Genomic DNA, 24,271 nt, shown 5'->3' on the forward strand with positions numbered 1-24,271 from the left:
GGCCGGGCGGGCTGACGGCGCCGACCGGCCGGATACGCCCGCGGGGAGGGGTACGCCCACGGGGCCGGCGTCTGGACGAGACTGGGCGCCATGACAGTTGACGCTCTGGTGGACGCTCTGACGGATGTCTCCGGCCTGCGCGTGGGGCACGCGACACGCGCCGGCGACGGCTGGCTCACCGGCACCACGGTGGTGCTGGCCCCGGAGGGCGGGGCGGTGGCCGCCGTGGACGTGCGGGGCGGTGGTCCCGGCACCAAGGAGACGGACGCGCTCGACCCGCGCAACGTGGTGCGGAAGGTCGAGGCGATCGTGCTGACCGGCGGCAGCGCGTACGGGCTCGACGCGGCTTCGGGGGTGATGGCCTGGCTGGAGGAACGGGGGCGCGGTATCCGTGTCGGGGTGGACCCGGCGCATGTCGTGCCGGTGGTGCCCGCCGCCTGCGTCTTCGATCTGGGGCGGGGCGGCGACTTCCGGGCCCGGCCGGACGCGGCCACCGGCCGTGCGGCGGTGGAGGCGGCCGCGGCGAGCGGGCTCGGCGCACCGGTGCCCGAGGGATGTGTGGGCGCCGGCACGGGGGCGGTGGTCGGGGTGGTGAAGGGCGGCGTCGGCGGCGCGAGCACCGTGCTCGGCTCGGGGGTCACGGTGGCCGCGCTGGTGGTGGCCAACGCGGCGGGGTCGGTGCTGGATCCGGAGACGGGGGTGCTGTACGGGGAGTTGTTCCAGGGGCGGGTGGAGTATCCGGAGGCGCGAGTGCACGAGGCCGCGCAGCGGCGCCTCGCCGAGACGGCCGCGCGGAGCGCGCCTCCCCCGCTCAACACCACGCTCGCGGTGGTCGCCACGGACGCGGACCTGTCGAAGGCGCAGGCGCAGAAGCTGGCCGGTACGGCACACGACGGCATCGCCCGCGCGGTGCGGCCGGTGCACCTCCTCAACGACGGGGACACGGTGTTCGCGCTGGCGACCGGAGACCGCGCCCTGGACGCCGCGAACCCGCTCGCGCTCAACGAGATCCTCGCCGCGGGCGCGGACGTCGTGACCCGGGCGATCGTGCGGGCCGTGCGCGCCGCGCAGCCGGTCGACGGTCCGGGCGGGGCGTGGCCGTCGTACGGGGAGTTGTACGCGGGCCGCTGAACAGGCCTGCGGCGCACAGCGACCCCACAGCGGGAGCGGACTTTGTCGCGGTTCTGTCACGTGACGGCGTTCAGCGCGCACGGACGGAACCCGACCACCCGCCCGGCCCCTCTTCCCTCACGTACTGGAGCGGACCACGCACATCACTTGAACTGGGAGCAGCCCGTGACAACGCCGGACATTGCAGCGCGGCGCAAACTGGGGGCATGTGCCGCCCTGATGGTCGGCGCCCTGACGCTCACCGCCTGCGGTGGCAGCGCCAACGCCAAGGACGACGCCAAGGATGGCGCCGACTCGGCGAAGACGTCCGTCGCGAAGATCGCCATCTCGGCGAAGGACGGCTCGACCGACGCCTCCATCAACTCGACCGGCGTCAAGGTCAGCGACGGGAAGCTGACCGACGTGAAGATGACGGTGGCGGGCAGCGGTCAGGCCGTACCGGGCTCGATCTCCTCCGACGGCAAGGCCTGGAAGCCGAAGGAGCAGCTGGAGCGCGGCACGAAGTACCAGATATCGGCGACCGCGAAGGACACGAAGGGCCGTACGGCCGCGGCGAACTCCATCTTCACGACGGTCACCTCGGCGAACAGCTTCATCGGCACGTACACGCCGGACAACGGCACCACGGTCGGTGTGGGCATGCCCGTGTCGTTCAACTTCGACAAGGCCATCACGAACCGCAAGGACGTGCAGTCGCACATCACGGTCACGTCCAGCAGCGGGCAGAAGGTGGTCGGGCACTGGTTCGGCTCGCAGCGGCTCGACTTCAGGCCCGAGGAGTACTGGAAGGCCGGTTCCAAGGTCACGATGAAGATCGACCTTGACGGGGTCGAGGGCACGAACGGCGTCTTCGGCGTGCAGAAGAAGACGGTCACCTTCACCGTCGGGCGCTCGCAGGTCTCCACGGTCGACGTCAACACGCAGACCATGACGGTCGTGCGGGACGGCAAGACAGTCAAGACGATCCCGATCTCGGCGGGCAGCCCGGAACACACCACGTACAACGGGCAGATGGTGATCTCCGAGAAGTTCGTGCAGACCCGGATGAACAGCCGGACGGTCGGACTCGGCGGTGAGTACGACATCCCGGACGTGCCGCACGCGATGCGCCTGACGACGTCGGGCACGTTCATCCACGGCAACTACTGGTACAACAAGGGCAATCCGCCCTTCGGTCGCCAGGGCACCAGCCACGGCTGCGTCGGCCTCGCGGACGTCCAGGGCGCCGGGGGCAGCACGCCCGCCAAGTGGTTCTACGACAACTCGCTCATCGGGGACGTGGTGGTCGTCAAGAACTCCCCCGACAAGACGGTGGCGCCGGACAACGGGCTCAACGGCTGGAACATGGCGTGGAGCCAGTGGATCGCGGGCAGCGCCGCGTAAGCGGATGAACGACTTCCCTAACTGGGGTTTTTGACGGACCGACCGGGCCGCGCGGGAACTTTTCGCGCGGCCCGTGCGTTTTCCTGGACGTACGTTTTCTCGGTTCCCGGACATGATGTCCGACCGAGGGGCTACCGTATGCACCCACAAGGTGACATGCAGCAACGCCGGGAGAAACCTTGAGCGTTCCGTACGAGACGGCAGCGTACGAACCCCACGACTCGCCCGAGTCTCCGGAGGAGCACCTCGCGCGACTCCTCGGCCGCGCCCTGAACTCCTTCGAGCTGCCGGACGAGACGATAAGGCGGCTGGACTGCGCGCTGGCGCACGACAGTTCGCTGCACTCCGCGCACCACAGCGCGGGCCTGCACCGGGAGACGTACCGGCACACGTGGCTGCTCGCCGACGGTTCGGCGCTCACGCTCTGGGAGCTCGTCCACAACACCGCTCCGGGCAGCGAGCCGCAGCACGAGGTGTACGTCGACGAGGAGGAGCTGCGCGCCGCCACCACGCGTCTGCCGCTGCCGCCGGACACGCCCGACTTCGAGCTGCCGGTGACGGTGCAGCTGTCCCCGGTCCCCGCGCCCCGGCACGCCTACGCCGGGGACGACTCGGCGGACCACGCACGGCGTTTACTGCGCCGCGCGGAGAACGCGGACCGGCCGGGCGACGACACGGCAGCCCTGCTGGCCACGGCGTCCGGTCACCAGATCACCCAGGCCTTCGGCCGCCCCTGCCGCGCGGGCCGGGCGGGGCTGGGCTACTCGCTCTACGAGCACGCGTTCCTGCTGCGCGACGGCGCGGAGGTCTCCCTCTGGGAGGTGGAGCACACGGCGACGCCGGACGGTCGGCACATGTGCGAGGTGTACGCCAGCGAGGACGCGGCGCGCGAGGCGATGGAGCGGCGGGCGGCGCGGCTGTCCTAGTGTCCTGCGCCAGTAGTTGATCGTTAGTTGTTGCGTGACTTCTGCTGCTGGTGCGTCAGTTCCTCGTCGGGGTCCGAAGCTGGAACCGTTGCTGCTGTCCGCTGAGGAGCGGGCGATGTTGGAGCGGTGGACGCGTCGGGCCACGTCTGCCCAGGCCCTGGCTCTGCGCGCGCGGATTGTGCTGGCGTGCGCGGGGCCGGAGGTGCCGCCGATCGTGGCGGTTGCTCGGGACCTGCGGGTCACCGCGGACACAGTCCGCAAGTGGCGGCGGCGATTCCTCGCCCACCGGCTGGACGGGCTGGTGGACGAGCCCCGGCCGGGCCGACCGCCCACCATCAGCGTCGACCAGGTGGAAGCCGTCGTGGTCACCACGCTGGAACAACTCCCGAAGAACGCCACGCACTGGTCGCGCAGGTCGATGGCGGACCGCAGCGGCCTGTCGAAGTCGACCGTGGGCCGGATCTGGCGGAAGTTCCAGCTCAAGCCGCATCTGGCGGACACGTTCAAGCTGTCGACGGACCCGCTGTTCGTGGAGAAGGTCTACGACGTCGTCGGCCTCTACTTCAACCCGCCCGAGGGCGCGGTTGTGCTGTGTGTGGATGAGAAGTCGCAGATCCAGGCCCTGGACCGGTCCCAGCCGGTGCTGCCGATAATGCCGGGCATGCCCGAACGGCGCACTCACGACTACGTGCGCAACGGCCTGACCACCTTGTTCGCCGCGTTCGATGTCGCCACCGGCGAGGTCATCAGCGCCCTGCACCGCCGGCACCGGGCAGTGGAGTTCAAGAAGTTCCTGGTCAGGATCGACAAGGAGGTTCCGGCGCATCTGCAGATCCACTTGATCTGCGACAACTACGGCACCCACAAGACCCCGGCGGTCAAGACGTGGCTCGCCAAACACCCTCGCTTCCACATGCACTTCACCCCGACCGGTTCCTCCTGGATCAACCAGGTCGAGCGGTGGTTCGGTTTCCTCGCCGACCAGAAGATCCGCCGCGGCGCACACAAGAACGTGCAGGCCCTCGAAGCTGACATCCGCGCATGGGTCAAGAACTGGAACGTAGACCCCAAGCCCTTCATCTGGACCAAGACAGCCGAAGAGATCCTCGACTCCCTCGCCCGCTTCTGCCGACGGATCTCCGGCGCAGGACACTAGTGCGGCGGCACTAGTTCCTGTCACCGAGTCGGCGCACCAGCTCGGCGAAGGCGTCTCTCTCCTCCGAGGTCAGTTCCACGGACTCCGACCGGGGACCTGTCCGGCGCTGTTGCGGAAGAGCGGGGAGGGAGTGGCCTTCGGGCCACCGGGAGACGTGCTCAGGCATGCGCCCCAGTAGACACCACGGCCCGGGACTTCGGTCCCGGGCCGTGATTTTCGTGATCTATCTCGCAGGTGGCATGAACGGCTCACACACCCTGAAAGGGGGCGAATGTCAGCCGGCTTACGCGGCCACCGGCTGCCTCTTCTCCGCCGCCGTGGCGGTGCCCTCGCCGGGTGCCGTGGTGGCGCCCGGGGCCGGCTTGCGCAGGCCCTTGAGGACGACCACCAGGGCCGTGGTGACGCAGACGCCCACGGCGATGGCGACCAGGTAGAGCAGCGGGCTGCCGATCAGCGGGACCACGAAGATACCGCCGTGCGGGGCGCGCAGAGTGGCGCCGAAGGCCATCGACAGGGCGCCGGTGATCGCGCCGCCCGCCATGGAGGCCGGGATGACGCGCAGCGGGTCGGCCGCGGCGAACGGGATCGCGCCCTCGGAGATGAAGGAGGCGCCGAGCACCCAGGCGGCCTTGCCGTTCTCGCGCTCGGTCTGCGTGAACAGCTTGCCGCGCACGGTCGTGGCCAGGGCCATCGCCAGCGGCGGCACCATGCCGGCCGCCATGACCGCCGCCATGATCTTCATCGCGGAGTCGCTGGGGCTGGACACCGCGATACCGGCGGTGGCGAAGGTGTAGGCGACCTTGTTGACGGGGCCGCCGAGGTCGAAGCACATCATCAGGCCGAGGAGGGCGCCGAGCAGGATGGCGTTGCTGCCGGACAGGCCGTTCAGCCAGTCGGTCATGCCCTTCTGGGCCTCGGCGATGGGCTTGCCGATGACGACGAACATCAGGAACCCGACGATCGCCGAGGAGATCAGCGGGATCACCACCACGGGCATGATGCCGCGCAGCGCCGCCGGGATGTTCACCTTCTGGATCGCCATCACCACGCCACCGGCGATCAGACCGGCCGCGAGACCGCCGAGGAAGCCCGCGTTGATGTTGAACGCGATCATGCCGCCGACGAATCCGGGGACGATACCGGGCCGGTCCGCCATGCCGTAGGCGATGTAGCCCGCCAGGACCGGGACGAGGAAGCCGAAGGCGACGCCGCCGATCTGGAAGAGCAGGGCCGCCCAGCTGTCGGCCTGCAACCACATGAAGTGGTCCATCACCGACGGGGCCTTGTCGACCTTGTAGCCGCCGATCGCGAAGCCGAGGGCGATCAGCAGACCGCCCGCCGCGACGAACGGCACCATGTAACTGACGCCGGACATCAGCCACTTGCGCAGCTTGGTGCCGTAGCCCTCGCCGGATTCGCCGGAGCGCTCCACGGGGGTGGCCGGGGCGGATCCGGAGGTGATCTCGCCGCGGGCGGCCTTCTCCCGGACCTCGGCGATGAGTTCCGCGGGGCGGTTGATGCCCGCCTTCACACCGACGTCGACGGTCGGCTTGCCGGCGAACCGCTCCTTCTCCCGTACGGGCACGTCGTGGGCGAAGATCACGGCGTCCGCCGCCGCGATGACCTCCGGGGCGAGCCGGGTGAAGCCGGCCGAACCCTGGGGCTCGACGGTGACCTCGACGCCCGCCTCGCGGCCGGCGTTCTCCAGCGACTCGGCCGCCATGTAGGTGTGGGCGATGCCGGTGGGGCAGGAGGTGACGGCGACGATACGGAACGGGCGATCCTCGCCCGCAGCGGTGTCGCCGCTGTCGCCGTCGGTGACCGTGGCGGCGGCGGGAGAGGCCGCTCCCGCCGACGCCACGGGGTCTTCGGAGCCTGCCTCGGCGGGCTCGCCGGGCTCGTCGCCGCGGATCAGCGCCGCCGCGGCCGCCGCGTCGCCCACCGCGCGCAGGGCGTCGGTGAACTCCGTGTTCATCAGCTGCCGGGCCAGCGACGACAGGATCGTCAGGTGGGCGTCGTCGGCGCCGGCCGGTGCGGCGATCAGGAAGATCAGGTCGGCGGGGCCGTCCGCCGCGCCGAAGTCGATGCCGTCGGCGCTGCGCCCGAAGGCGAGCGTCGGCTCGGTGACGTGCTCGCTGCGGCAGTGCGGGATGCCGATGCCGCCGTCGAGGCCGGTCGGCATCTGGGCCTCGCGGGCGGCCACGTCGGCGAGGAAGCCGTCCAGGTCGGTCACCCGGCCCAGGGCCACCATGCGCTCGGCGAGGGCACGCGCCGCCGCTTCCTTGGTGTCTGCGGACAGGTCGAGATCGACCAGGTCCGCGGTGATCATGTCGCTCATCGCGGGCTCCTTAGCACGCGTATCGCCCGGTCAGTCGGATGGGCGGGGGAGGGGACGGGGATGCGGTGGGGGGTGACGAGAGCGGGCTTACGGGCCTCGGTTAACGGGGCGCCTGGCCGGTCACGGGCCGCTGCGCGCAGCTCGGCGCACGTCATGGCACCGGCTGGTTCGACGTACGTCATGACACCGGCTCCTTCAGCGCACGGTCCGCCGGGATGTCCGCCGTGACCGTCACCGCGGCCCGGTCCAGGTCGCCGGGCTTGGGCATGACACTGCCGGGCAGCTGGACGGCCGCCGCGCCGTGGGCGACCGCGGAGGCGAGGGCCTCGGGGCCGCTGCCGCCGGCGATCAGGAAACCGGCGAGGGAGGAGTCACCGGCGCCCACATTGCTGCGTACCGCGCCCACGCGGGCGCCGCCGAACCAGGCGCCCTCGTCGGACACCAGCAGCTGCCCGTCGGCGCCGAGGCTCGCGAGCACGGCCCGGGCTCCCATCTCGCGCAGTTCCTCGGCCGCCTTCACGGCGTCGCCGACGGTGGCGAGGGGGCGGCCGACGGCCTCCGCGAGCTCCTCGGCGTTGGGCTTGACCACGTCGGGCCGCTCGCGCAGGGCCGCGAGCAGCGCGGGCCCGGAGGTGTCCAGGGCGATTCGGGCACCGGCGGCGTGCGTGCGGGCGACCAACTCGGCGTACCAGGAGGGGGCGAGGCCGCGCGGGAGGCTGCCGCAGCAGGCGATCCAGGCGGCGTCGCGGGACTGCTGCCGTACGGTCTCCAGGAGCAGTTCCCGCTCGGCCTCGGACAGTTCGGGGCCCGGCGCGTTGATCTTCGTCAGGACGCCGTCGGCCTCGGCGAGGGCGATGTTGGAGCGGGTGGCCCCGGCGACCGGGACCGGCGCGACCTCGATGCCCTGTGCGTCGAGCAGGTCGGCGACGAGTGCGCCCGGCGCGCCGCCCAGGGGCAGGACCGCCACCGTGCGCCGACCGGCCGCCGCGACCGCGCGCGAGACGTTCACGCCCTTGCCGCCCGGGTCCATCCGCTCGCCGGTGGCGCGGATGACCTCGCCGCGGTCGAGGGACGGCACCTCGTAGGTGCGGTCCAGGGACGGGTTGGGGGTCACGGTGAGGATCATGCGCGCACTACTTCCGTGCCGCCGCGCTCGATGGCGACGGTGTCTTCGGGGCTCAGCCCGCTGTCGGTGATCAGCAGGTCCACATCGCTCAGGTCGCCGAAGCGGGCGAAGTGCTCCTGGCCGTGCTTGGAGGAGTCGGCGAGCAGCACCACGCGGCGGGCGGCGGCCAGGGCCGCGCGCTTGACGGCGGCCTCGGCGAGGTCGGGGGTGGTCAGGCCGTGTTCGGCGGAGAAGCCGTTGGCGGCCACGAACAGCACATCAGCGCGGATCTCGCCGTACGCGCGCAGCGCCCAGGCGTCCACGGCGGCGCGCGTACGGTGCCGTACGCGCCCCCCGATGAGGTGGAGCTGGATGCCGGGGTGGTCGGCGAGGCGGGCCGCGATGGGCAGGCTGTGCGTGACGACGGTGAGGGCGGCCTCCAGCGGGAGGGCGGCGGCCATTTTGGCCACCGTCGTGCCTGCGTCGAGGATCATCGTCCCCTCGCTCGGCAGCTCCGCGAGGGCCGCCTTGGCGATGCGGTCCTTCTCGTCGGGGGCCGTCGTCTCGCGCTCGGCGAGGTCCGGCTCGAAGTCGAGCCGCCCGGCCGGGATGGCGCCGCCGTGCACCCGGCGGACCAGTCCGGCACGGTCGAGGGCCTTCAGGTCCCGGCGGATCGTCTCCGCCGTCACCTGGAATTCCTCGGCCAGCGACACGACATCCACTCGGCCGCCGTCACGGGCGAGCCGGAGGATCTCCTGCTGCCGCTCCGGTGCGTACATGTCTGTTCGCCTCCGCGTCGTGCCCGAACGTGTGGTTTCAGCGGGAGGCTACGCCGAGATTTCCGCAAAGTAAACAGGTTCGGACCCAATCGGGCATGATCGGAAACAGCGACGGGCTCGGCACTCATGTGCCGAGCCCGTCCTGTCACGATCGCCGGACGATGGTCAGGAGACCAGCGCCGGTTCCTTCGGCTCCGTCACCGCCCGCTCCCCCTCGACATGCTGCGCCGGCCGCTTCGGCAGGGCGAACATCAGCAGGAAGATCACACCCATCACCGCGGCCACCCAGCCCAGCGAGTTCCGGAAGGCGTCCACGAAGGCCGGGCCCACCTGGTCAGGGCGCAGATGGTCGCTCATGGTGCCGAAGAAGACGACCGACACCAGGCCCAGCCCCAGCGCGTTGCCCATCTGCTGCACGGTGTTGAGCAGGCCGGAGGCCGAGCCGGAGTGCTCGCGCGGCACCTCGGAGAGGATCGCGTCGGTCAGCGGAGCGACGATCAGGCCCATGCCCACGCCCATCACGACCAGCGGCAGCGCCATCTGCCAGGGCGCGATGCCGAGGCCGTAGTGCCCGGACTCCCAGAGGTAGAGCAGCACCCCGGCCGCCATCACCAGCGCGCCCGCCTGGAGCACCTTGCGCCCGAAGCGCGGGACCAACTGCTGCACCGACATCCCGGCGGCCACGGACACGGCGATCGAGAACGGCACCCCCGTCAGCCCGGCCTTCAGCGGGCTCCAGCCCAGCCCGAACTGCATGTACAGCGTCCACACCAGGAAGAAGACGCCGAGCGCGACCCCGAAGACGGTCTGTACGGCGATCCCGGCCGCGAAGCTCTTGACCTTGAACGGCGACAGCTCGACCAGCGGGGAGCCGTCCCGTGCGCTCTTGCGCCGCTCATACGCCACCAGCGCCGCGAGGACGACGAGCGCGCCGGCCATCGAGACGTATCCCCACAGCGGCCAGCCCAGCTCGCGGCCGCGGATGAGCGGGTAGAGCAGCATCAGCAGGCCCAGGGTCACGAGGGCGACGCCCACCAGGTCCAGCTTCAGTGCCCGCGGCGCCCTGGACTCGGTGATGAAGCGGCTGCCGAGGATCAGGCCCGCGACGCCCACGGGCAGGTTGATCAGGAAGATCGAGCGCCACTCCCACCCGAACAGGTTCCACTCGGTCAGCAGCGCGCCGAGCAGCGGACCGGACACGGCGCCGAGACCGACGACCGCGCCGAACAGCCCGAACACCTTGCCCCGCTCGTGCGCCGGGAAGGTCGCGTGCACGATCGACAGGACCTGCGGCACCATCAGCGCCGCCATCGCGCCCTGGAGGAACCGCGAGGCGACCAGCATCTCCGGGTTCACCGCGAGGCCGCACAGCGCGGAGGCGACCGTGAAGCCACCGATGCCGACGAGGAAGATCCGCTTGCGGCCGTGGATGTCGCCGAGCCGTCCGCCGGTGATCAGCCCGGCGGCGAAGGCGAGGGCGTAGCCGGCGGTGATCCACTGGATCTGGCCGAAGGACGCACCCGCCTCCCGCTGGATCGACGGTATGGCGATGTTGACGATCGTCACGTCGACGAGGTCCATGAAGGCCGCGGTCATCACGATCGCGAGGGCGAACCAGCGGCGGCGGTCGGTCCCGCCCGCGGTGCTGAGAGGGGTCTCGGTGGAGGTCATGCCCGGAAGGTAGGGAGCCACTAGGTCAGATGTTGTCCTATTGGTGCGGCATCCTCGTCGGTATGACGACGGACACACCGGCCAGGCTGCTGACGCTCCTCTCCCTACTCCAGACGCCCCGCGAATGGCCCGGCGGCGAGCTCGCCGACCGGCTCGGGGTCTCCCGCCGCACGGTCCGGCGGGACGTCGACCGGCTGCGCGAGCTGGGCTATCCCGTGCAGGCGTCCAAGGGCGCCGACGGCGGCTACCGGCTGGTCGCCGGCAAGGCCATGCCGCCGCTCGTGCTCGACGACGAGGAGGCCGTGGCCATCGCGGTCGGGCTGCGGGCCGGGGCGGGGCACGCGGTGGAGGGGCTGGACGAGGCGTCGGTGCGGGCGCTGGCCAAGCTGGAGCAGGTGCTGCCGGGCCGGCTGCGCCACCGCGTGACCACGCTCCAGGCCGCGACCACACCACTGACCAGCGGCGACGGGCCGAGCATCGCGCCCGAGACACTGACCGTCATGGCCTCCTCGGTGGCCGGGCACGAGCGGCTGCGGTTCGCCTACCGGGCGGCGGACGGCACCGAGTCGCGGCGGCTGACGGAGCCGTACCGGCTGGTGTCGACGGGCCGCCGCTGGTACCTGGTGGCGTACGACATCGACCGGGACGACTGGCGGACGTTCCGCGTCGACCGGATGAGCGAACCGTTCGCCACCGGGGCGCGGTTCGTGCCGCGCGAGCTGCCGACGGGGAACGCGGCGGAGTACCTGCGGCAGTCGATGCAACGGCACCAGGAGTCGTACGACTTCGAGGTCACGTTCGCCGCGCCGGCCGAGTTCGTCGCCACCCGGCTGCCGAAGTGGCTCGGCACGCCCGAGCCGTTGGACGACGACAGCTGCCGGCTGCGCGGGTCCGTCGGGGACGCCGTGCAGTGGGTGGCGCTCCGGCTGGCGATGCTGGAGTGCGACTTCGTGGTCCGCGAGCCGGAGGAACTCGTCCGGGCGGTACGGGAGTTGGGGGCGCGGCTGAGCAGGGCGGCCGAGGGTGGGGATGCCGGGGTGGTCTGAGCTCACCCGCACCGCCCCGCCACGCAGCCCGGGCCGTCCCGCGCCGAGCCGCCCGATGCCGAGCCGATCGGCGCCGCCACCCGGCATCCGCGCCCACCCGCGCCGCCCACCTCGCAGCCCCAAGCATCCGCACCCACCCGCGCCGCCCACCGCACAGCCCCAGCCATCCCGCGCCAAGCCGATCGGCGCCGCCCGGCGGCCCCGCTCAACCGCGCCGCCCCGCCACGCCCTCCCACGGAAAGTCCCGCAACGCCCTCAAGTTCCGCAACGCCGGCTCCGCCGGGCTTCCGGCACCCTCCACCGGCCCGTCCCCCTCCGCCCAGCCCTCCAGGGCCGTTCGTACGGCGGCGCTCGCGACGGCGGCGGCGAAGCGCGGCCCGGGGAGGGCGGCAACGTTGTCGTCACCCTCCGGAGCCCCCGTCCTGGTCCCCCGGGCCGCCAGCACCTCCGCGAGCGTCCGTTCCGACGCCTGGCAGACCTCCGCCCACACCCTGCGCAGGGACGGGTTCGCCTGGGCGAGGCGCAGGAGTGTGCGGACCCACTCCCAGGAGGACGCCGAGACGCCGGCGTCCGGGGTGAGGGTGTGGCGCACTCCGTGCTCCAGGGCCCGGAGCACGCTCGCGTCGGCGGGAGCCGCGCGTACCGCCTCCACCCAGCGCTGGGCGCCGGCCGCGTAGAGCGGGGCGACGGCCTCCTCCTTGGTGGCGAAGTACCGGTAGAAGGTCCGCGGGGCGATGCCGGCGGCCTGGGCGATGTCCTCCGCGCGGGTGGCGCGCAGGCCGTGCCGTACGAAGAGGCCGGCCGCGGCCCGGGCGATCTCCATACGCGTCTCGGCCTTGCGCCGCTCTGTCAGCGAGGCCTGAGGAGGGGGCGGGGTGGTGCTGCTCACGCTCGGCAGGCTATGCCCATGTGACACAATCTGCCATCTGGCGGGCCACCCCGTGGTTCAGGTACGGGGTGGCCCGCCCTCTATTTCCCCGGTCTTCATTTCCCCGCCTTCCGTTTCCCCGGTCACGCAGAGAGCCGGGCCCCGGCGTCCGGGGGGAGGGACGCCGAAGCCCGGCCTTGGGAAAGTCCCGGCGCCGGGGGGAGTGCGACGGGACTTGGCTCTGAGGGCCAAGAGCGTGGCCCCGGGCCCGAACTGGTGGGCCCGGAAGTCTTGTTCCCGGTGCCCCGCGGGTTGAAGCGGCGTTACATCGCCATGTTTGCGCGGTCTTTCGCCACCCGGCGTACGCGGCGACCCCCGGGCGCACACTCTCCGTCGTCCACAGGCCGTGGGACGACGCCCAGGCCGCGGGGACGAGTCGTACGCCCGGACGCCCACCGGCGGACAGGCGGCGTCACGCCGCCGCGTCGAACCCGGTGCTGCGCGCCAGCTTCTTCAGCTCCAGCAGCGCGTGCTTCTCGATCTGCCGGATGCGCTCGCGGGTCAGGCCGTGCTCCTTGCCGACCTCGGTCAGCGTGCGCTCCCGGCCGTCCTCGATGCCGTAGCGCATCTTGATGATCGAGGCCGTGCGCTGGTCGAGGCGGCCGATGAGGTCGTCGAGCTCCTCACTGCGCAGCAGCGTGAGCACCGACTGCTCGGGCGACACCGCCGAGGTGTCCTCCAGGAGGTCGCCGAACTGGGTCTCGCCCTCGTCGTCCACCGACATGTTCAGCGAGACCGGGTCGCGGGCCCAGTCGAGCACGTCGATGACGCGCTCCGGCGTCGAGCCGAGCTCGGCGGCGATCTCCGCGGGCTCCGGGTCCCGCCCGTGCTCGCGGTTGAACTCGCGCTGCACCCGCCGGATCCGGCCAAGCTCCTCCACGAGGTGGACGGGCAGGCGGATCGTACGGGACTGGTCGGCTATGGAGCGGGTGATGGCCTGGCGGATCCACCACGTCGCGTACGTGGAGAACTTGAAGCCCTTGCGGTAGTCGAACTTCTCGACCGCGCGCACCAGGCCGGCGTTGCCCTCCTGGATCAGGTCCAGCAGTGGCAGACCGCTGCGGGGGTAGCGGCGGGCCACGGCGACGACCAGGCGCAGGTTGGAGCGGATGAAGACGTCCTTGGCCCGCTCCGCGTCGGCGACCAGGGCTTCGAGCTCCTCACGGGTGGCGTCGGCCTTGGTCTCCTCGCACCCGTCGAGGACCTGTCGCGCGAACACACCCGCTTCGATGACCTGGGACAGCTCGACTTCCTTGGCGGCGTCGAGCAGCGGTGTACGCGCGATCTCGTCGAGGTACATGCCGACCAGGTCGCGATCGGCGATCTCGCCGCCATGGGCGCGAACACTGCTTGCCGCATCGGCCGTCTCGCCGGTGGCGGACTGACGACGGGCGACGGCACGGGTTGCCATGCGTGCTCCCTTGCGATGGTGAGGTCAGCGGGTGGTCCTTCGGACGCTGGACTCCGTCTCCGGGACTGTCCGGACTCTCCTCGGGTGCCCTGCATCCGATGGAAACAACGACTGGAATCAGGACAGAATTCCCAACCCACCCCACGATTTTTCTGATCATGCAGTACCCTGTCCGGCCACGCGAGGAGGCGAGATGCCGTCAAAACCTACAGAGGTGCAGGTCAGGCCGGGAGTCGAGGGTGACCTCGAGGCCCTCACGGCCCTCTACAACCACTATGTACGTGAGACGGCGATCACATTCGATACCGCGATCTTCACTCCGGAGGAGCGCCGCCCTTGGCTGCTCTCCCACCCTGAAGACGGCCCGTACCGCCTGATGGTTGCCGCGGACCGGGACTCACAGGAGACTCTGGGCTACGCCACCTCCAGCCCCTTCCGGGCGAAGCCCGCCTACGCGACCTCCGTGGAGACGACGGTGTACGTCGCCCCGCACGCCGGCCGCCGCGGCGTCGGCACCCTCCTGTACAAGGCCCTCTTCGAGGCGCTGTCCGGCGAGGACCTGCACCGCGCCTACGCGGGCATCGCGCAGCCGAACGAGGCGTCGGCCCGGCTGCACGAGCGCTTCGGCTTCCGGTACGTCGGGACCTACGGGGAGGTCGGCCGCAAGTTCGGCCGCTACTGGGACGTGGCCTGGTACGAGAAGGACCTCGCGTAGGTGCGGGCGTAGGGCCCGGCCTCAGCCGAACAGCACCGGCCTCAGCCGAACTGCGCGGACGTCAGCCGAACTGCACCGACCGTTTGGCCAGCCCCATCCAGAAGCCGTCGATCACCGACTTGTGCGCGTCCAGCTCACCGGCCGCGTCGGCCGCGCCCATGGTCACGAACAGCGGGGCGAAGTGCTCCGTGCGCGGGTGGGCGAGCCGCCCCGCGGGCGACTTGCGGGTGAAGTCGAGCAGGGCGTCCACGTCACGCGCCTGAAGCGCCCGCCGGCCCCAGTCATCGAACTCCGCCGACCAGGCGGGGATGCCGCCCTGCCGGAGCGCGGCCAGGTTGTGGGTGAAGAAGCCGGAGCCGACGATGAGCACGCCCTCGTCCCGCAAGGGGGCGAGCCTGCGGCCGATCTCCATGAGCCGGACCGGGTCGAGCGTCGGCATGGAGACCTGCAGGACCGGGATGTCGGCCTCCGGGTACATCTCGACCAGCGGGACGTACGCGCCGTGGTCGAGGCCGCGGTCGGGGACGTCCTGGACGGGCACGCCGGGGGCGCGCAGCAGCTTCCGTACCGACTCGGCGAGCTCCGGTGCGCCGGGGGCCTCGTAGGTCACCCGGTAGTAGTGCTCCGGGAAGCCCCAGAAGTCGTAGACGAGCGGGACGGTCTCGGTGGCGCCGATGGCGAGCGGGGCCTCCTCCCAGTGGGCGGAGACCATCAGGATCGCCCGGGGGCGCGGCAGGCCGGCCGACCAGGCGGCCAGTTCACCGGGCCAGACCGGGTCGTCCGCCAGTGGTGGGGCGCCGTGGCTCAGGTACAGAGCGGGCATGCGCTCCTGGGTGGCGGCGGACATGCTGCGGCTCCTTCCAAAACATGGTTCCCTGACAAAACTGTACGGGGCATTTGTTTAAAGTTCAAGGAGGGGCCACGTAGAGTGGAAGACATGAAGGCACCCGCATCCGCACCGACACCGGGCTCCGTCGCAGAGCCTCCGGAACCGCGCTGGCTCACCGACGAAGAGCAGCGCGTATGGCGCTCGTTCATGGAGGGCGTCACCCTCCTCGACGACCATCTCGACCGTCAGCTCCAGCGCGACGCGGGCATGCCGCACATCTACTACGGCCTTCTGGTCAAGCTCGCCGAGGCGCCGCGGCGACGGCTGCGGATGACGGAGCTCGCGATGCTGGCGAAGATCACCCGCTCCCGCCTCTCGCACGCCATCGCGCGCCTGGAGAAGAACGGCTGGGTGCGCCGTGAGGACTGCCCCGACGACAAGCGGGGCCAGTTCGCCGTGCTGACGGACGAGGGCTACGAGGTGCTGCGGCAGACCGCGCCGGGCCATGTGGAGGCCGTACGCCAGGCGGTCTTCGACCGGCTCACCCCGGAGCAGCAGAAGTCCCTCGGCGAGATCATGCGGATCATCGCCGAGGGACTCCAGCCGACCGAAGCGGGTGCGGACCTGCCCTGGCTCCGCTGAGCCAGGGCAGGTCCTGGAATCCGTGGGTACGAGGCGTCCCCTCCTCGTACCTACGGAGGGCCCGAAGGGGTGTTTGCGGGTACGGCCGTCAGTGGGCGACGACCGGGATCTGCACCTCGTCCGCCACGTCCTCGCCGGAACCGGAACCGGTCACGGTGGCGCTGTCGGGGCGGCCCGCGTTGATGAAGGTCAGGGCGATCGCGGCGGCCACCACGAGGATGCCGACGGCGAACCAGATGGCACTCGTGTAGCCCTCCACCATGGCCTCCAGCTGGACCAGCTGCTGCTGGGACCGGCTGGTGGCCCCGGCGATGTGGTCCGCGATGTAGGACGTGGTGGCCGAGGCGGCGATCGTGTTCAGCAGGGCCGTACCGATGGCGCCGCCCACCTGCTGCGAGGTGTTGACCATCGCGGAGGCGACACCGGCGTCCCGCGGCTCGACGCCCTGCGTGGACAGCGACATGGCCGGCATGAACGCCGTACCCATGCCCAGGCCGAGCAGCAGCATCGCCGGCAGCAGCAGGGCCGCGTACGAGGAGCCGATCTCCAGCCGGGTCAGCAGCAGCATGCCGAGCGCGGCGACCAGGAAGCCGGGGCCCATCAGCAGGCGCGGCGCGACCCTGGTCATCAGGCGAGTGCCGATCTGGGTGGAGCCGGTGATCATGCCCACGATCATCGGCAGGAAGGCGAACCCGGTCTTGACCGGCGAGTACCCCTTCACGATCTGCAGGTAGTAGGTCAGGAAGAGGAACAGGCCGAACATCGCGATGATCGCGAGACCGAGGGAGAGGTAGACACCGCCGCGGTTGCGCTCGGTGATCACGCGCAGCGGCAGCAGCGGGGCCTTCACCTTGGACTCGACGACCACGAAGGTCGCGAGCAGGACGGCGGAGGCCACGAACATGCCGACGGTCACGGAGTCGCTCCAGCCATCGGACTCGGCGCGGGTGAAGCCGTAGACGAGGGCGACCAGGCCGAGGGTGGACAGGACGACGCCCGGGATGTCGAGCGGGGAGCGGTTGCGGCCGCCCTCCGGCTCACGGATGACGAAGTACGCACCGGCCGCGGCGACGACGGCGAACGGGATGTTCACGAAGAACGTCCAGCGCCAGTCCAGGTACTCGGTGAGGAAGCCGCCCAGGATCAGGCCGACGGCACCACCGCCACCGGCGATCGCGCCGTAGATGCCGAACGCCTTGGCGCGCTCCTTGGCGTCGGTGAACATCACGGCGAGCAGGGAGAGCGCGGCCGGCGCGAGCAGGGCGCCGAACACGCCCTGGAGGGCGCGGGCGCCGAACATCATCGCCTCGTTCGTGGCCGCGCCACCGAGCGCGGAGGCCACGGCGAAGCCGCCGAGCCCGACGACGAACGCCCTCTTGCGGCCCCACAGGTCGGCTATCCGGCCGCCGAACAGGAGCAGACCGCCGAAGGCCAGGGCGTAGGCCGTGACGACCCACTGCCGGTTGCCGTCGGAGATGCCGAGGTCCTGCTGGGCGGAGGGCAGGGCGATGTTCACGATGGTGGCGTCCAGGACGACCATCAGCTGGGCCAGCGCGATGAAGACGAGCGCTTTCCAGCGGCCGGGGTCCGGCGAGGCGGCCGGAGCCCGCAGTGCCTTCGAGGCTGTTTCAGACATGGGAGTACCCACTTCGGGACAAGGTGACGGAAAAAGGTGTCGTTGAGGGACGACTCGACGACCGGCGTGGCCGTGAGCTGTGTGTGATGACTCGGTTGGCGCCCGGAACTGATCGGTCAGGCTTGGCGGAGGTCCTCCATGGTCACTGCCGCGCCCGGCAGGGCGGAACGGGCCGGGGCCCGCAGTCCGTCCAGGAACAGCTGAAGATGACGGTGCACGAAGCGGTCGGCGCTGAAGCACGCCGTGCCGGCCGGGGGCCGGCTGAGCTGGGCGACGGCGACCATCAGGTCACCGACACCGACGTCGGGGCGGAGCTGGCCGGCTGCCTTGGCACGTTCCATGACCCTTTCGAGGATCCGCTCCAAGCGCTCGCGCGCCGCTTCCAGATCGGGGTGGTTCTCGTCGAACGTGCTCGAGACCATCGGGCACAGCGCGCTGATCCGCTCGTCGGCGGAGGTGTGCACGAAGCGCTCCAGGGCCTCGAACGCGTCCCCGGTCTCCGCGAGCGCGAGCTCGCCCGCCGCGCCCGTACGGTCCAGTACGGAGCAGACGACCTCGCGTACGAGCGCGTCGCGGTCGGGGAAGTGGCGGTACACCGTGGCGTTGCCCACGCCGGCCCGGCGGGCGATCTCGTCGAGCGGCACCTCGGGGCCGTGCTCGACGAACATCTCCCGGGCGGCGGTGACGATCCGCTCCCGGTTGCGCAGGGCGTCGGCACGGGGCCGGGGCGCCTTGCGCGGTGCGGGGGTGGCGGTCTGCACGGCGTACTCCTGGGTGGTCTGAGTGTGTGGTGAAGCGATCCGGGGAGAGGCTCCCCGTTTATTCGGACACATGGCTAAACGGGGACCGGGTCCCCGCTATTTCCCGCACCTGGACTTTTTGTTTGTGACCTGGCTCACGATTCCGGCGGGATCGCTACCGACGGGAAACCCACGATCGGTCTCCTCCAACGCGCGCCCCCCACACCCCCCGACGCAGGGTGATCGCATGGGTGCAGCCGGAGACCGGGAGGCTGCCGTGGCGCGGGAGGTCCCTTGCAGGTCCCTGGCATGCAGCCGCAGCCCCGGCGACCCCGGTCATACGGCTCGAGGCCGCCCGGCCGCCGGATACCCAGGCGGCGCCTGGCCGCTCTCGTCTGCGTGACCGCCCTGACCTTCACGGTCAGCACCTCGGCCGGCACGGGCCGCCTCGCCCCGGGCACCACCACGGCCGGAGCGGGCCCGGTCTCCCTGTCCCGCACCTCCGCGCACGGCCCCTGCATGATCCGCGGCGCCCGCGAGGTCCAGATGTCCGAGGGCATCCCCACCACCGACGGCTACGCCCGCTCCACCGGCACCGTCCGCGCCCTCACCCTGATGATCGACTTCTCCGACGCACCCGGCGAGGGCAAGGCCCTGGACCGCTACCGGGAGTTCTTCCCGCAGACCCGGCACTGGTTCCGCACCAGCTCCTACGGCCGCCTCGACTACCGCCCCGAGACGCCGATACCGCGGTGGCTGCGGATGCCGAAGTCCTTCCACGAGTACGGCATAGAGCGCGGCGCCCCCTTCGACCCCGGCTACCGCGCGCTGGTCCAGGACCTCGTGGCCGCGGCCGACCCGAGGGTGGACTTCCGCAAGTACGACCTGCTGAACGTGCTGGTCACCCCGAACGCCGGCCCCTCCGCCCTCGACACCGTCCTCTCGGTCACCTTCGCCGGCAACCCCGAGGCCCCGAAGGCCGAGGGCATACCCGTGGCCAACGCCTCCTTCGTCTACTCCCGCCAGGACGACGGCTCCGGCTCCTACGGCCGCACCGGCTATCGCGTCCTCCCCCACGAGAACGGCCACGTCTTCGGCCTGCCCGACCTGTACACCGCTCAGGGCGGGGGCGCGGTCGGCCACTGGGACATCATGAGCGAGGACTGGGGCGCCAACAACGACCTCCTCGGCTGGCACAAGTGGAAGCTGGGCTGGCTGGACGCCGCACAGGTGCACTGCGTATCGGCCCCCGGCACCGCGGAGTTCATCCTGACTCCGCTGGCCCGCGCGGGCGGCTCCAAGCTGGTCGTCGTACCCATGGACAGCAGATCCGGCTACGCCGTCGAACTGCGCACCCGGGCCGGCAACGACGAGTCGGTGTGCCGCCCGGGGGTCCTGGTCTACAAGGTCGACGCCGAGGTGGACACGGGCATGGGGCCGATCACCGTCCACGACTCCCGCCGCGACAGCGGGGGCTGCACGCGCGCGCCGAACGTCCACGCGGAGCTGTCGGACGCGCCGTTCGCGCCCGGGGAGACGTTCAGGGATGCGCGCAGAGGGGTCGTGATCAGGGTGGTCGGGGCGGATCCCGGGGGGGATTACCGGGTACGGGTGACGCGGGGCCGGCCGCGGACGTGACGGCACTCGGCGCTCATTCAGGGGTCCGTCGCGGACTACGGTAGCCCTGCGCCGCGACCGCCGTACCGGAGAGCCGATGCCAGCCATGTCCATGAACGACGCCGCCGACGAGGCCACGCCCGAGGCCGTCCGGGCGTTGGCCACCCCTGCGGAGGCGGTCACGCCGCTGATCCGCGGTATCGCGGTCCTGCGGGAGCTGACCGAGGCGGACGGCACGCTGAGCCTCAGCGCCCTCGAACGGGCCACCGGTCTCGCCCGTTCCACGGTCGACCGCGTCACGGCCACACTCGCCCGCATGGACTACGTCCGCGTGGACGGCCGGGACGTGCACCTGGCCCCCCGCCTGATGGAACTGGGCAACGCCTACCTCGCCGCCCTGCGCCTGCCCGCCCTCCTCTCCGCCCGAGCGGACGCCCTGGCCGACGAACTGGACGAGTCGGTCTCCCTCGCGGTCGCCGACCGCGACGGCATCCGCTTCATCCACCAGGCGACCCGCCGCCGCGCGATGTCCCTGAGCTTCCGCATCGGCGACCTGCTCCCCGCCGAACGCACCGCACCGGGCCCGCTGTTCGCGACACAGTGGACGGACACCGACTGGCGGCGCTGGCGGGACCGCAGGGCGTCGGATCCGAGGGACCTGTCCTTCACGGCCGTACCGCCGCGCAAGTACGGAGCGGACGAACGGGACGACGAGGCCTTCGTCAGCCGCACGGAAGAGGCGGCCGCGAACGGCTGGGCCCTGGACGACCAGCTGATCGAACCGGGCCTGGTGGCGGTCTCGGTACCGGTCCGGTCCCCTCACACAGGCGGCCGCCGGAAGATCGCGTGCGTGGCGAGCGTGGTCAGCCACACGAGCCGGCGCACGGCACACGACCTGCGCACCACCCTGCTGCCGAGATTGCGGTCGGCGGTGACGGAGATGGAACGCGAACTGCACCGCACACCGCCCCCGGAGCCCGGCCCGCCCCCCTCGGACCTGGCGCTGTGGACGGGCGCGTCCAAGCAGCGGCTGGGCCGCGACTTCATCGAATCCCTGGCACGAGGCCTGACGGTCCTCACGGCCTTCGGCGAGGACCGGCCGGAGCTGACCCTCACGGAGGTGGCCCGGGCGACGGGCCTGGCCCGGGCGACGGCCCGCCGGGCACTGATCACCTACGAACACCTGGGCCTGGTGACCACCCCGAGCCCCCGCACCTTCACCCTGACCCCCCGGGTCCTCTCCCTGGGCTTCCCGCCCCTGTCCCGCACGTCCCTCCCCGAGATCGCCCGGCCCCACCTGGCCGACCTGACGTCCCGCATCCACGAGTCGACGTCGATGGCGGTGCTCTCGGACCCCGGCGAGGAGATCCAGTACACGGCCGGCGTGGCGACGGGCCGGGTGATGAGCGTGAACATCACGGTGGGCACACGCCTGCCGGCGTACGCGACGGCACTGGGACGAGTCCTGCTGGCGGACCCGCACAGGGACCACGGACGGCCCGGTGACGAAGAGACACCGTCCCGCACCCTGGCCTCGATCCACTCCCAGGGCTACGCCCTGGTCGACGAGGAACTGGAAGAGGGCCTCCGTTCCCTCGCGGTCCCGATCCGCGACCGGTCCGGACGGGTGGTTGCCGCCCTGAACACGGCGATGCACGCCAGCCGCCGCACCCTGCGCGAGTGCGTAACCGACCTGCTCCCCGAACTCACCTCAACAGCCGCCCGCATCGAGTCGGACCTCCACACCGCCGGCCGCTTCACCCACGTGTCGCTGACCTGACCCCCACACCCGGGAGAGCGACGGGTGATCCGTGCCGCTCACCGGATCGCCAGGTGGTCGAGGTAGGACCGGACGTTGCGGCGGGTCTCCTCGACGTTGTCACCGCCGAACTTCTCCGCCACCGCGTCCGCCAGCACCAGCGCCACCATCGCCTCGGCCACGATGCCGGCCGCCGGCACCGCGGACACGTCCGAACGCTGGTGGTGGGCCTGCGCGGCCTCGCCGGTGATCACGTCCACCGTCTGCAGCGCCCGCGGCACCGTCGCGATCGGCTTCATCGCCGCCCGCACCCGCAGCAGCTCACCCGTGGACAGCCCGCCCTCGGTGCCGCCCGAGTGGCCGGACGTCCGCTTGATGCCCTCGGCGGTCGCGACGATCTCGTCGTGCGCCTTGGAGCCGGGGACGCGTGCCAGGCCGAAGCCGTCGCCGACCTCGACTCCCTTGATCGCCTGGATGCCCATCAGCGCGGCGGCCAGGCGGGCGTCCAGGCGGCGGTCCCAGTGCACGTGCGAACCGAGGCCCACGGGGACGCCATACGCCAGGATCTCGACCACGCCGCCGAGCGTGTCGCCGTCCTTGTGCGCCTGGTCGATCTCCGCGACCATCGCCTTCGACGCGTCCGCGTCCAGGCACCGCAGCGGATCGGCGTCCAGCTTCTCCACGTCGGCCGGCGTCGGGTACACCCCGGCCGGAGCCTTCACCGAGCACAGCTCCACCACATGCGAGACGATCTCGATGCCCGTCGTTTCCTTCAGGTACGACCGCGCCACCGCGCCCAGCGCCACCCGGGCCGCCGTCTCCCGCGCGGAGGCCCGCTCCAGGATCGGACGGGCCTCGTCGAAGCCGTACTTCTGCATACCCGCGAGGTCGGCGTGGCCGGGGCGCGGGCGGGTCAGCGGGGCGTTGCGGGCGAGCCCCGCCAGGATCCCGGGGTCGACCGGGTCGGCCGCCATCACCTGTTCCCACTTGGGCCACTCGGTGTTGCCCACCATGATCGCGACCGGGGAGCCGAGGGTGCGGCCGTGCCGGACGCCGCCGAGGAAGGTGACCTCGTCGCGCTCGAACTTCATCCGCGCACCGCGGCCGTAACCCAACCGCCGCCTCGCCAGGTGGTCCGCCACCATCTCCGTGGTGACCGGCACACCGGCCGGGAGGCCCTCCAGCGTCCCCACGAGTGCGGGACCGTGGGACTCCCCCGCGGTCAGCCAGCGCAACCTGCTCAACGGTGCTCCTCCGACCCGCCGATGCGAGCCCCGTGCAGCCACTCGACCTCGTCGTACAGTTCCTCGACCGTGAAGGAGGACAGCATCGCGTTGCGGGCCGCGGCCGCGTCGCCGGCCGGGTGGTAGAGCTGCTCGCCTATGGCACGGGCCACCTGCTGCACCCTGGCGGCACGCTCGTACCGCTCGGCGTTGTACTTCTCCAGGCGTTGCGGGATGTCCCCAGCGGCTTCCGCGAGCAGTTGGCCGATGATGACGGCGTCCTCGAGGGCCATGCAGGCGCCCTGGGCCGCGTACTGGAGCATCGGGTGCGCGGCGTCACCGAGGAGGGCGACGCGGCCGTCCGTCCAGCGCTCGACCGGGTCGCGGTCGCACAGGACCCATTCCTTCCAGTCGCTCCCCAGTTCCAGCAGTTGCCGGGCGGTGCCGCTCAGCTCGGGGAACTCGGACAGGACGCGCGCCCGCTCGACGGGCCTGCCGACCACGACGTCCTGTGCGCCGTCGTCGCGGGTGGCCGCCAGGTTGAGGAACTTCCCGCTGCCGATGGGGTAGTGGACGACGTGCCATTTGGGGCCGGCCCACAAGGTGACGGTGTTCCAGCGCAGCTCCCGCGGCACCCGCTCCATGGGGATGACGGACCGGTAGATCGTGTGGCCGGACACGCGCGGCGTGCCGTCCCCGACGAGCTGGCTGCGCACGGCGGAACGGATCCCGTCGGCGCCGATGAGCGCCGCGCCGGTGAAACGTCGCCCGGTGTCGGTGATCGCCGTGACGCTGTCCGCGTCCTGTTCGTACCGGGTCACGGAACACTTCGTGATCAGCGTGATGTTCCAGTCCGCGACGCAGCCGTCGAGGAGCGCCTGGTAGAGGTCACCGCGGTGCACGACGGCGTACGGATTGCCGAAGCGGGAGCGGTATGCGCCGGTGAGCGGCAGGCTCGCGACCCGGCGCCCGGTGGTGCCGTCCATGAACCGCAACTCATCGCTGTACACGGCGCGTTGCCGCACCGCGGTGCCAACGCCCAGGCGGTCCAGGGCGTGGAAGGCGTTCGGGCCCAGCTGGATGCCCGCGCCCAGTTCGCTGAAGGTGTCCCTTCGTTCCAGCACGACGACCTGGTGGCCGTGGCGCGCGAGGCTCAGTGCGGCCGCGAGGCCGCCGATACCGCCCCCGGCAATGAGTACCTTCATCGTGATCCTTGTCGCAGTGGGGAAGTTGGTC

General features: G+C 71.4%; 20 protein-coding genes. 9 read left to right on the forward strand and 11 right to left on the reverse strand.

The features are described from left to right. The first annotated feature begins 90 nt into the window (after window positions 1–90). The 4 genes from PV963_RS19205 to PV963_RS19220 all read left to right on the forward strand — a co-directional run bounded on the left by PV963_RS19205 (window position 91) and on the right by PV963_RS19220 (window position 4,596). Complete coding sequence (locus PV963_RS19205; protein WP_274816966.1) at window positions 91–1,131, forward strand: P1 family peptidase; 1,041 nt, start codon at window positions 91–93, stop codon at window positions 1,129–1,131. A gap of 165 nt (window positions 1,132–1,296) precedes the next feature. Further along, a complete protein-coding gene (locus tag PV963_RS19210) occupies window positions 1,297–2,514 on the forward strand; it encodes a L,D-transpeptidase (RefSeq protein ID WP_274816967.1) in 1,218 nt (405 codons plus the stop codon). 179 nt (window positions 2,515–2,693) lie between these two features. Further along, complete coding sequence (locus PV963_RS19215) at window positions 2,694–3,440, forward strand: DUF6227 family protein (protein WP_274816968.1); 747 nt, start codon at window positions 2,694–2,696, stop codon at window positions 3,438–3,440. 115 nt (window positions 3,441–3,555) lie between these two features. Beyond that, a complete protein-coding gene (locus PV963_RS19220; RefSeq protein WP_274816969.1) occupies window positions 3,556–4,596 on the forward strand; it encodes an IS630 family transposase in 1,041 nt (346 codons plus the stop codon). Between the two features lie 283 nt (window positions 4,597–4,879). Here PV963_RS19220 and PV963_RS19225 read toward each other — a convergent pair whose 3' ends face one another. The 4 genes from PV963_RS19225 to PV963_RS19240 form a co-directional block, all read right to left on the reverse strand. Then, complete coding sequence (locus PV963_RS19225; protein ID WP_274816970.1) at window positions 4,880–6,934, reverse strand: PTS fructose transporter subunit IIABC; 2,055 nt, start codon at window positions 6,932–6,934, stop codon at window positions 4,880–4,882. Between the two features lie 178 nt (window positions 6,935–7,112). Next, window positions 7,113–8,060 (reverse strand): 1-phosphofructokinase, encoded by a 948-nt coding sequence (gene pfkB / locus PV963_RS19230; protein WP_274816971.1) that lies wholly within the window; start codon window positions 8,058–8,060, stop codon window positions 7,113–7,115. Continuing rightward, window positions 8,057–8,818: a DeoR/GlpR family DNA-binding transcription regulator gene (locus PV963_RS19235; protein WP_274816972.1), complete on the reverse strand. Its 762-nt coding sequence runs from the start codon at window positions 8,816–8,818 to the stop codon at window positions 8,057–8,059. The genes pfkB and PV963_RS19235 overlap by 4 nt, the downstream gene beginning before the upstream one ends. A gap of 165 nt (window positions 8,819–8,983) precedes the next feature. Continuing rightward, window positions 8,984–10,489, reverse strand: a complete 1,506-nt coding sequence (locus tag PV963_RS19240) for an MFS transporter (RefSeq protein WP_274816973.1) — start codon at window positions 10,487–10,489, stop codon at window positions 8,984–8,986. Between the two features lie 62 nt (window positions 10,490–10,551). Between PV963_RS19240 and PV963_RS19245 the strand changes: the two genes are divergently transcribed. After that, window positions 10,552–11,535, forward strand: coding sequence for a helix-turn-helix transcriptional regulator (locus PV963_RS19245; RefSeq protein WP_274816974.1), 984 nt, complete (start codon window positions 10,552–10,554; stop codon window positions 11,533–11,535). A gap of 205 nt (window positions 11,536–11,740) precedes the next feature. Here the strand turns inward: PV963_RS19245 and PV963_RS19250 are convergent, their stop codons facing one another. Both PV963_RS19250 and PV963_RS19255 read right to left on the reverse strand, forming a co-directional pair. After that, window positions 11,741–12,424, reverse strand: coding sequence for a TetR/AcrR family transcriptional regulator (locus PV963_RS19250; RefSeq protein WP_425540917.1), 684 nt, complete (start codon window positions 12,422–12,424; stop codon window positions 11,741–11,743). A gap of 451 nt (window positions 12,425–12,875) precedes the next feature. Then, on the reverse strand, window positions 12,876–13,874 hold the full coding sequence (locus PV963_RS19255; protein WP_274816975.1) for a sigma-70 family RNA polymerase sigma factor: 999 nt from the start codon (window positions 13,872–13,874) through the stop codon (window positions 12,876–12,878). A gap of 193 nt (window positions 13,875–14,067) precedes the next feature. Between PV963_RS19255 and PV963_RS19260 the strand changes: the two genes are divergently transcribed. Then, window positions 14,068–14,589 carry a GNAT family N-acetyltransferase gene (locus tag PV963_RS19260; protein WP_274816976.1) on the forward strand — a complete coding sequence of 174 codons (522 nt, stop codon included), beginning with the start codon at window positions 14,068–14,070 and terminating at the stop codon, window positions 14,587–14,589. Between the two features lie 61 nt (window positions 14,590–14,650). Here PV963_RS19260 and PV963_RS19265 read toward each other — a convergent pair whose 3' ends face one another. Next, window positions 14,651–15,436 (reverse strand): dioxygenase family protein, encoded by a 786-nt coding sequence (locus PV963_RS19265; RefSeq protein WP_274816977.1) that lies wholly within the window; start codon window positions 15,434–15,436, stop codon window positions 14,651–14,653. 90 nt (window positions 15,437–15,526) lie between these two features. Here PV963_RS19265 and PV963_RS19270 point away from each other — a divergent pair, with 90 nt between their 5' ends. Then, window positions 15,527–16,060: a MarR family winged helix-turn-helix transcriptional regulator gene (locus tag PV963_RS19270; protein WP_274816978.1), complete on the forward strand. Its 534-nt coding sequence runs from the start codon at window positions 15,527–15,529 to the stop codon at window positions 16,058–16,060. Window positions 16,061–16,148: 88 nt separating this feature from the next. Here the strand turns inward: PV963_RS19270 and PV963_RS19275 are convergent, their stop codons facing one another. Both PV963_RS19275 and PV963_RS19280 read right to left on the reverse strand, forming a co-directional pair. Continuing rightward, window positions 16,149–17,696, reverse strand: a complete 1,548-nt coding sequence (locus PV963_RS19275) for an MFS transporter (RefSeq protein WP_274816979.1) — start codon at window positions 17,694–17,696, stop codon at window positions 16,149–16,151. A gap of 116 nt (window positions 17,697–17,812) precedes the next feature. Further along, the gene (locus tag PV963_RS19280) at window positions 17,813–18,457 is read right to left on the reverse strand and encodes a TetR/AcrR family transcriptional regulator (RefSeq protein ID WP_274816980.1); all 645 of its coding nucleotides are present in this window, start codon (window positions 18,455–18,457) and stop codon (window positions 17,813–17,815) included. Window positions 18,458–18,745: 288 nt separating this feature from the next. Between PV963_RS19280 and PV963_RS19285 the strand changes: the two genes are divergently transcribed. Together PV963_RS19285 and PV963_RS19290 are read left to right on the forward strand one after the other, a co-directional pair. Beyond that, a complete protein-coding gene (locus PV963_RS19285) occupies window positions 18,746–20,074 on the forward strand; it encodes a M6 family metalloprotease domain-containing protein (protein WP_274816981.1) in 1,329 nt (442 codons plus the stop codon). A gap of 76 nt (window positions 20,075–20,150) precedes the next feature. Next, a complete protein-coding gene (locus tag PV963_RS19290) occupies window positions 20,151–21,833 on the forward strand; it encodes an IclR family transcriptional regulator domain-containing protein (protein WP_425540918.1) in 1,683 nt (560 codons plus the stop codon). A gap of 38 nt (window positions 21,834–21,871) precedes the next feature. On the opposite strand, the gene aroC is transcribed toward PV963_RS19290, so the two are convergent. Both aroC and PV963_RS19300 read right to left on the reverse strand, forming a co-directional pair. After that, window positions 21,872–23,056: a chorismate synthase gene (aroC, locus tag PV963_RS19295; RefSeq protein WP_274816982.1), complete on the reverse strand. Its 1,185-nt coding sequence runs from the start codon at window positions 23,054–23,056 to the stop codon at window positions 21,872–21,874. Beyond that, window positions 23,053–24,240 carry a 3-hydroxybenzoate 6-monooxygenase gene (locus PV963_RS19300; protein WP_274816983.1) on the reverse strand — a complete coding sequence of 396 codons (1,188 nt, stop codon included), beginning with the start codon at window positions 24,238–24,240 and terminating at the stop codon, window positions 23,053–23,055. The genes aroC and PV963_RS19300 overlap by 4 nt, the downstream gene beginning before the upstream one ends. Between the last annotated feature and the right edge of the window lie 31 nt (window positions 24,241–24,271).

Origin of the sequence: Streptomyces coeruleorubidus (assembly GCF_028885415.1) — a bacterium.
Lineage (GTDB): Bacteria > Actinomycetota > Actinomycetes > Streptomycetales > Streptomycetaceae > Streptomyces > Streptomyces coeruleorubidus_A.